Here is an 8434-nt window from a genome sequence, read left to right as displayed (position 1 = left end):
GGGGGGGGGGGGGGGGGCGCGCCCCCCGCGGTGCCCCCCCCCCCCCCCCCCCCCCCCCCCCCCCCCCCCCCCCCCCCCCCCCCCCCCCCCCCGGCCCAATCCAGTTAACCCAGCCCCAGCGCCCACCACGGAGGGGCCCAGCCGTTCGACCCCCCCCCCTGACGACGCACATGAACCCCAAGAACGCCCGCCACTACCGCCCCCAGGCCACCCGCGTTACAATTCGCCTACGATTAATTGGTCAAGCCCGCGTCCCAACGCGGGTTTTCTTATTGCCTTTCTGGAGATACCACCATGGCGCTGGAGCGCACCCTCTCGATCATCAAGCCGGACGCCGTTGCCAAGAACGTGATCGGCGAAATCTACGCACGCTTCGAAAAGGCCGGCCTGAAGGTCGTCGCCGCCAAGTACAAGCAGCTCTCGCGCCGTGAAGCCGAAGGCTTCTATGCCGTGCACCGCGAGCGTCCGTTCTTCAACGCGCTGGTCGAGTTCATGATCTCCGGCCCGGTGATGATCCAGGCCCTGGAAGGCGAGAACGCCGTCCTGGCCCACCGCGATCTGCTGGGTGCCACCAACCCGAAGGAAGCCGCAGCCGGCACCATCCGCGCCGATTTCGCTGAATCCATCGACGCAAATGCCGCCCATGGCTCGGATTCGGTGGAAAATGCCGCCAACGAAATCGCGTACTTCTTCGCCACCACCGAAGTGGTCTCCCGCTAAGAGGTTGCCGTGAACGAGGTCGTACAGTCCCAAGCCATCCAGCCGTTGCCCACCTCGGGCCCCACGGCTGGCAAGCAGAATCTGCTCGACCTCGATCGCGCGGGCCTGGAACGGTTCTTCGTCGAGACCCTCGGCGAGAAGAAGTTCCGTGCCCACCAGGTGATGAAGTGGATCCACCATCGCTACGTCACCGATTTCGATGAAATGACCGACCTCGGCAAGAGCCTGCGCGCCAAGCTGCAGGCCCATGCCGAGGTGCTGGTTCCCAACATCGTGTTCGAAAAGCCCTCCAGCGACGGCACCCACAAGTGGTTGCTGGCGATGGGCACCGATGGCAAGAACGCCATCGAAGCGGTGTACATCCCGGACAAGACCCGCGGCACGCTCTGCGTGTCCTCGCAGGTGGGCTGCGCGCTCAACTGCACGTTCTGCTCCACCGCCACCCAGGGCTTCAACCGCAACCTGTCCACCGCCGAGATCATCGGCCAGGTATGGGTGGCGGCCCGCCACCTGGGCAACGTGCCGCACCAGATGCGCCGTCTCACCAACGTGGTGATGATGGGCATGGGCGAGCCGCTGATGAATTTCGACAACGTCGTCCGCGCGATGAGCGTGATGCGCGATGACCTGGGCTACGGCCTGGCCAACAAGCGCGTGACGTTGTCCACGTCGGGCCTGGTGCCCATGATCGACCGCCTGTCCACCGAGAGCGATGTCTCGCTGGCCGTGTCGCTGCATGCACCGACCGACGAGCTGCGCGAGACCCTCGTGCCGCTCAACCGCAAGTACCCGATCGCCGATCTGATGGCCTCCTGCGCGCGTTACCTGCGCGCCAACAAACGCCGCGAATCGGTGACCTTCGAATACACCCTGATGAAGGGCATCAATGACCAGCCCGAGCACGCGCGTGCACTGGCCCGGCTGATGCGGCAGTTCGACAACGCCGTGCAGGCCAAGGGCGCGGGCAAGATCAACCTGATCCCGTTCAATCCGTTCCCGGGTACGCGGTATGAACGCTCCGACGATGCGCAGATCCGCGCCTTCCAGACCATCCTGCTGGACAGCAACGTGCTGACCATGGTGCGTCGTACGCGTGGTGATGACATCGATGCGGCCTGCGGCCAGCTCAAGGGGCAGGTGATGGACCGCACCCGCCGACAGGCCGAGTTCAACAAGGCCCTGGACAAGATGCTGCAGGCCGGCAGCGATGCGGCGGCCTGACACCCGCGCTCCCGGCCTGCGTGCACCGGTGCTGCTGGCCGCGGTGCTGGCCCTGGCGGGGTGTGGGGGTGGCAGCAAGGGCATCGACTCGTCACGTGCCGGGCTGGGCGGCGTGGCACCGGTCTACGTGGCGCGCGATGGCGCTGGCGTGCGCCGCCTGCACGAGTACCAGAACCTGATCACGCTGGCCGGGGCCGAACTGGGCAGCGGCAACCTGGTCGCTGCCGAAACGCGCGCCCGGGCGGCACAGAAGCTGATTCCCGATCGACCCGATGCGCTGGTGCTGCTGGCCGCCGTGGCGGACCGGCAAGGCGATGCCACCGAAGCCGGACGGCTGCTGGAACGCGCCGCGACGCTGGCGCCGGATCGCGGCGATGTGCTCAACAATTACGGCGCCTGGCTCTGCGAGCGGGGCCGTGCGGCCGAGGCGCTGCAATGGCTGGACCGCGCCGTGGTGGCGCCGGGCTATGCTACGCCGGAAGTCGCGTTGTCCAATGCAGGTGCCTGCGCCCTGCAGGCGGGTGAGGGCGCCCGGGCCGAGCGCGCCCTGCGCGCCGCGCTGGCCAGGGCCCCGCGCGACCCTCGCGCACTGGAGTCCATGGCCCGCCTTTCGTTCGACCAGGGCAGCTTCATGGATGCCCGCGCGTTTGCCGAGCGACGCCTCGCGGCTGCACCGGCCACACGTTCCGTGTTACAACTGGCGTCGCAGATCGAGGCGCGACTGGGTGATCCTCGTGCCGCAGAACGCTACCTGCAGCGGATTCGACAGGAATTCCCGCAGGAAGTGGGCACCAATTCCAAGGGTTGAGGCATTGTGACTGACCACCAGACCGTGAATGCGTTCGAGACCGCCGCCGGCGCCGGTGAGCGCCTGCGCCAGGCGCGCGAAGCGTCCGGACAGACCATCGACGAGGTGGCTGCGCGTCTGCGCATGTCTTCGCAGGTCGTACGATCACTCGAGGACGAGCAGTGGGAGCGCCTTGGCGCACCGGTGTTCGTGCGCGGCCAGCTGCGCAGCTACGCGCGCCTGCTTGGCGTGGACGTGAGCGGGGTGCTCGAGCAGGCGCAGGTCGGCCCGATCGTTCCGCCGACGCTGGTCAGCCATACCCATACGCCACGCGCACGGCGGATCGCCGAGAGCGTCGGGCGGCGGTTGCTGTATGTCGGTATCACCGCCGCGCTGGCGGTGCCGGTCTGGTTTGCCACCCGTACCCATTTCGATGCGGCGGCGCCCAGCACGGCATCCCTGGATGTCATCCCGGCCACAGTCGCCGTCGCGCCCCCGCAGGGCGCGTCCGCCGAGGCCGCCGCGCCGGCGCCCGCACCTGCAGTGGCGACGTCCGAGCGTCCTGCCGCCACCCCGTACATGGCCTCGCTGACGCCGGTCCCGCGTCCCGCCGCGCCGGCCAGCGCCCCGGCTACGGGTGCCCTTGAGATGACGTTCTCCGGGGACAGCTGGGTGGACATCGCCGGCCCGGATGGCGGCACTGTGGAGAAGGCGCTGATCCGTGCCGGCCAGACCCGCAGCTTCAACCCGGGGCAGATCGGCCGGGTGGTGCTGGGCAACGCCTCGGCAGTGGAGGTTCAGCAGAACGGCGCGATGATCGACCTGGGACCGTACCGGCGAGCCAACGTTGCACGCTTTGCGGTATCCTCCGAGGGTTCCGTCGTCCCGGTTTCGAACTGAGGCCACGGGCGGCATCCATAATCCATCTGAACGGTCCCGGCCGGCGATGCTTGCATCGGCGCGGTCAGGGCGAGAGTACGCATGGCGATCGACGACCTGCTCGACGAGCACGAACAAAGTGAACGCGTCCGCTCCTGGCTGCGCAACAACGGCCTGAGCATCATCGGTGGCGTCGGCCTGGCCGTCGCCGCGATCTGGGGCTGGGGCTACTGGCAGCAGACGCACGGTGACAAGCTGGCTTCGGCCAACGTGGCCTATCAGAAAGCGCTGCAGGGCATCCAGGAGAACAAGCTGGACGAGGCCGCCAAGGCGGTGAAAGCGCTGGAAGAGGGTCCGGAGAACATCTATTCGGAACTGGCAGCGCTGCAGCTGGCCAAGGCGCAGGTCGAAGCCGGCAGGCATGACGAGGCGCTGGCGACCCTGCGCGCGGTGAAGGTGGAAGGCGACCTGCAGCAGGTGGTCCAGCAGCGCATCGCGCGTCTGCTGGTGGCCACCGGCAAGGGGTCCGAAGCCATCTCCCTGCTGGGCAGCCTTAGCGACAGCAGCAGCCTGGAAATCCAGGGTGATGCGCTGATGGCGCTGGGCAAGCGCGATGAAGCGCGCACGCAGTATGAGAAGGCGCTGAAGACGCTGGACGTGGCAGCGCCGCAGCGGCGCCTGCTTGAAATCAAGGTGATGGACGCCGGCGGCACCGTCGCGGCGAAGTCGGAGACGGTCTAATGAGTTCGAGTGTCATCATCAAGCGCTTTGCCACCGTGGCCATGCTCGCGCTGGCGCTGTCCGGCTGCACCACCGTCAAGGGCTGGTTCGCCGGCAAGGACGCGGCCGCCAAGAAAGCACAGGAACCGGCTGAGCTGGTCAAGTTCGAGCCGACGCTGAAGGTCGACCGGCTGTGGTCGGTAAACCTGGGCAAGGGCGAGAAGCGCATCGGCGTGCGCCAGGGCCCGGTCGTGGCCAATGGCCGTGTCTACGCGGCGGCGATCACGGGCGGTGTTGACGCGATCGACCTGCAGACCGGCAAGCGCATCTGGAACTATGAGCCGGCCAAGGAAAAGAAGAAGCCGAAGCTGCGCCTCGCCGGCGGTCCCGGCTACGGTGACGGCCTGGTGGCGGTCGGGACGCTGGACGGCCAGGTGATCGCCATCGATGCCAACGATGGCACCGAGAAGTGGCGCGCCCGCGTGCCGAGCGAAGTGATTTCCGCCCCGGCCATCGGCCAGGGCATGGTGTTCGTGCGCAGCAATGACGGCCGCATCACCGCGTTCGATGCGGAGAATGGCACCCAGCGCTGGTTCAACCCGCGCGAGCAGCCCGCACTGACCGTGCGTGGCGCCGCACCGGTGGTGCTGGGTCCGGGCGTGCTGTTCATCGGCAACGAAGACGGCACGGTGGCCGCCCTGGCGGCAGCCGACGGCCGTACCCTGTGGGACCAGGTGGTCGGCAGCCCGGACGGGCGTACCGAACTGGACCGCATGGCCGATGTCGATGGCGCACCGCTGCTGGAGGGCAACACCCTGTTCGTCACCAGCTACAAGAACCAGACGCTCGCCATCGAAGGGCCGACCGGTCGCCCGCTATGGGCGCGGGACCACGGCGGCGCCGGTGGCGTTGCGGCGTCCTCGTCGTATGTGATCGTGAGCGACAACCAGGGCGGTGTGTTCGGCCTGGACAAGGCCAGCGGTGCGGCCGCCTGGTCGCAGACCGGCCTGGCCCGGCGCCAGCTCAGCGGCCCGGCCGTGCAGGGCGACTATGTGGTCGTCGGTGACCTGGATGGCTACGTACATTGGCTGCAGCAGTCCGACGGTGCGATGGCCGCCCGGGCCAAGGCGGGAGGCGACCCGATCCGGGCCCAGCCGATCGTCTCCGAGGGCATCGTCCTCGTGCAGAACGTCGAAGGTAAGCTGACCGCCTTCCGGTTGGTAAATTAATAACGGAGTAAACGCGATGCTGCCCTTGGTCGCCCTGGTCGGACGGCCGAATGTCGGCAAGTCCACAATTTTCAATGCGCTCACGCGTACCCGCGACGCGCTGGTCCATGACCAGCCCGGCGTGACGCGTGACCGCAACTACGGTGTCTGTCGCCTCGACGAGGACAACCCGTTCCTGATCGTGGACACCGGCGGCATCGCCGAGCAGGAAGAAGGGCTGGCCGGCGCCACAGCGCGCCAGGCCCGTGCCGCAGCGGCGGAAGCGGACCTGATCATCTTCGTGGTCGATGCCCGCGATGGCACGTCCTCGCTGGACGACGACATCCTGGCGTGGCTGCGCAAGTTGTCCCAGCCGAAGGTGCTGCTGATCAACAAGATCGACGGCACCCACGAGGACACCGTGCGCGCGGAGTTCTCGCGCTACGGGTTCAGTGAGATGCTGACCATCTCCGCGGCGCATCGCCAGGGTCTGGACGACCTGCTCGATGAGGTCGTGCAGCGCCTGCCGGAAGAGGGCACGACGGCGGAGATGGACAATGACCCGAACCGGGTGCGCATCGCGTTCGTCGGTCGTCCCAATGTGGGCAAGTCCACCCTGGTCAATCGCATCCTCGGCGAAGACCGCATGATCGCCTCCGAAGTACCGGGCACCACCCGCGATTCCATCGCCGTGGACCTGGAGCGCGATGGTCGTGAGTACCGCCTGATCGACACCGCCGGCCTGCGCCGGCGGGGCAAGGTGGATGAAGCGGTGGAGAAGTTCTCCGTCGTCAAGACGCTGCAGGCCATCGAGCAGTGCCAGGTCGCCGTGCTGATGCTTGATGCGCATGAAGGCGTGACTGACCAGGACGCGAGCGTGCTCGGCGCGGTGCTTGATGCCGGCCGTGCGCTGGTTATCGCCATCAACAAGTGGGATGGCCTGACCGAATACCAGCGCTCGCAGGCGGAAACGCAGCTGTCGCTGCGCCTGGGCTTCGTGCCGTGGGCGGAGAACGTGCGCATCTCGGCCATGCATGGCTCCGGCCTGCGCGAGCTGTTCAATGCGGTGCACCGTGCGCATACCTCGGCCAACCATGAGTTCAGCACCAGCGAGGTCAACAAGGCCCTGGAAGTGGCCACCGAGGCCAACCCGCCGCCGACCATCCGCGGCCATGTTTCCAAGCTGCGTTACGTGCACCCGGCCGGCGCCAACCCGCCGACCTTCATCGTGCACGGCACGCGCCTGCGTGACCTGCAGGAGTCCTACAAGCGCTACCTGGAGAACTTCTTCCGCAAGCGCTTCAAGCTGGTGGGCACGCCGGTGCAGTTCATCTTCCGCGAAGGCGCCAACCCCTACGAGGGCAAGAAGAACGTGCTCACCGAACGCCAGGTCAAGGCCAAGCGCCGGATGATGAAGCACGTCAAGGGGCGCTGAAACCGGCGGGGTGAACCCGACGGGACAGAGCAGAGAAGAGCCGGCGCGAGCCGGCTCTTCTGCATCCAGTTGCGGCGGAATTCAAGCGTTGGCTGCACAGCTGCATGTGTACTCAACGTCCTTCGTCTTGATGTCGCTTGCATCAGTCAGGCACGCGACGTATTTGAACGTGCCACTCTGATTCGCAGATCCGCAGCTCCAACCTTTTGCACACGTCACATTCCGCGTGCGCAGCGTGACGGGGAATCTTGGCTTGCCTTCAACGTTGACCCACATGTCCATGGGCGCATTGGTCGGTGCGCTGAATGAGGGGATGCTCGTGATACGGAACTCCGAGCAGGCAGTGCCGGCATGAAAGTCGGTGATGCCGCGCTCCGTAGTCGGCGCCTGCGTCGTTGGCGTAGAGAGGACGACGGCGGATAGCTTCTTCGCGCTCGCGAAGTGAGTGCGTGGCAGTAGGCAGCGAGTTTCTGATGGCGGTCTGGTCCGGTAGTTGGGATTGCAGGTAACAGCGTGCGCCGACTTTCCACATCTGTTCCCCGCTCGGGGTTATGGATGGGAGTGTCATTCGTGTGGGATTTCAATACGGTTGCGCCGGTGCCGGAAAGCTGGATTGCCAGATCGCGGGCAAAATACGGCGTGATGAAATCCTCCGTAATCCCGTTTAACGGATCACGCTGGGCGCGCCAATCGTTGTACTGATAGTTGAAGTACAGCCCATGTCCGCCCGCCAGCGCAACCTTTGGAGGAGCAGCGTTCGTTCTGGAGCCTTGTCGCTGGCGTGTTTAAATCGGGGGCAGTGGATCCGGCCGTAGCTGGTGGATGGTGTGGCCGGCAAACTGGAACTCCGCGCCATCCACGGCGACGACTCCGCGCAGCAGATCCAGCGCCACAAGCGCCAGACGGTGTTGCTGGTCCTCCAGTTCCCCGCCCGTATGGGAGGGAACCGCCCCCCCGCCCAAGTCTAAGATCACGGTTCGGCGCTCTGGAACGAGCCGCGTCCGGATGTTGAATCCCGTTTGACCCTCGATGAGGGTCAGGTTTTCGGCAGCTTCCGAAAGCGCCTTGTCGAGCATCTTTTCGACGCGCGCGCGCTCGGGACTGCCGATGTTTTCGATGGGCGTTCCACTGGCATGGGGGATGGGCGCCGATGAAGCCATGGCCGGCGTGCTCGGCAGTACCGCAAGCGTAGCGAAAATGAATGGAAGTTTTGACAGGTGCATGATGCGCATGGCAATCCTTGTCATTGGTCATCGGCGGCTTATCGAGGCGCGGACAGGCTATCGCCAAGAGTATTTTCGAATTGAGTGTTCGGTCACGCTTATCTGCAATCCAGTGGCTTCTCTACACGCACGTGAATCGCACCAATTTTCACGCCGGAGCAGCTCCCTTACTTTTTCAGCTGCGCGCATCAACACCCACGCTGCCAGATCGCCAGAAGCCACGCGCCACGCGCTGGCCGGA

General features: G+C 66.1%; 8 protein-coding genes. 7 read left to right on the top strand and 1 reads right to left on the bottom strand.

All coding sequences use genetic code 11. From position 1 onward, the window contains the following. Positions 1-294 precede the first annotated feature (294 nt). From ndk to der, 7 genes are all read left to right on the top strand, one after another. Entirely contained in the window at positions 295-720 is a 426-nt protein-coding gene (gene ndk, locus FHY09_RS15830) for a nucleoside-diphosphate kinase (protein WP_166927870.1), read from the top strand. A gap of 9 nt (positions 721-729) precedes the next feature. Next, positions 730-1941 (top strand): 23S rRNA (adenine(2503)-C(2))-methyltransferase RlmN, encoded by a 1212-nt coding sequence (gene rlmN, locus FHY09_RS15825; RefSeq protein WP_166927869.1) that lies wholly within the window; start codon positions 730-732, stop codon positions 1939-1941. Then, a complete protein-coding gene (locus FHY09_RS15820; RefSeq protein WP_166927868.1) occupies positions 1928-2749 on the top strand; it encodes a tetratricopeptide repeat protein in 822 nt (273 codons plus the stop codon). Before rlmN ends, FHY09_RS15820 begins: the two co-directional genes overlap by 14 nt. A gap of 6 nt (positions 2750-2755) precedes the next feature. Continuing rightward, complete coding sequence (locus FHY09_RS15815) at positions 2756-3628, top strand: RodZ domain-containing protein (RefSeq protein WP_166927867.1); 873 nt, start codon at positions 2756-2758, stop codon at positions 3626-3628. Between the two features lie 81 nt (positions 3629-3709). Beyond that, the gene (locus FHY09_RS15810; RefSeq protein WP_166927866.1) at positions 3710-4348 is read left to right on the top strand and encodes a tetratricopeptide repeat protein; all 639 of its coding nucleotides are present in this window, start codon (positions 3710-3712) and stop codon (positions 4346-4348) included. After that, complete coding sequence (gene bamB / locus FHY09_RS15805) at positions 4348-5556, top strand: outer membrane protein assembly factor BamB (RefSeq protein WP_166927865.1); 1209 nt, start codon at positions 4348-4350, stop codon at positions 5554-5556. The genes FHY09_RS15810 and bamB overlap by 1 nt, the downstream gene beginning before the upstream one ends. A 16-nt stretch (positions 5557-5572) precedes the next feature. After that, positions 5573-6970: a ribosome biogenesis GTPase Der gene (der, locus tag FHY09_RS15800; protein WP_166927864.1), complete on the top strand. Its 1398-nt coding sequence runs from the start codon at positions 5573-5575 to the stop codon at positions 6968-6970. Between the two features lie 785 nt (positions 6971-7755). Here der and FHY09_RS15795 read toward each other — a convergent pair. After that, the gene (locus tag FHY09_RS15795; protein WP_166927863.1) at positions 7756-8202 is read right to left on the bottom strand and encodes a hypothetical protein; all 447 of its coding nucleotides are present in this window, start codon (positions 8200-8202) and stop codon (positions 7756-7758) included. Between the last annotated feature and the right edge of the window lie 232 nt (positions 8203-8434).

The organism is Xanthomonas sp. 60, from assembly GCF_011761925.1.
This window is presented reverse-complemented; position numbering and strand designations above follow the sequence as displayed.

What these genes read in the sequence shown, in the direction of transcription:
- ndk (WP_166927870.1), top strand. Translation starts at nt 295, where the DNA reads ATGGCGCTGGAGCGCACCCTCTCGATCATCAAGCCGGACGCCGTTGCC.
- FHY09_RS15820 (WP_166927868.1), top strand. Translation starts at nt 1,928, where the DNA reads ATGCGGCGGCCTGACACCCGCGCTCCCGGCCTGCGTGCACCGGTGCTG.
- FHY09_RS15810 (WP_166927866.1), top strand. Translation starts at nt 3,710, where the DNA reads ATGGCGATCGACGACCTGCTCGACGAGCACGAACAAAGTGAACGCGTC.
- bamB (WP_166927865.1), top strand. Translation starts at nt 4,348, where the DNA reads ATGAGTTCGAGTGTCATCATCAAGCGCTTTGCCACCGTGGCCATGCTC.
- der (WP_166927864.1), top strand. Translation starts at nt 5,573, where the DNA reads ATGCTGCCCTTGGTCGCCCTGGTCGGACGGCCGAATGTCGGCAAGTCC.
- FHY09_RS15795 (WP_166927863.1), bottom strand. Translation starts at nt 8,202, where the DNA reads ATGCGCATCATGCACCTGTCAAAACTTCCATTCATTTTCGCTACGCTT.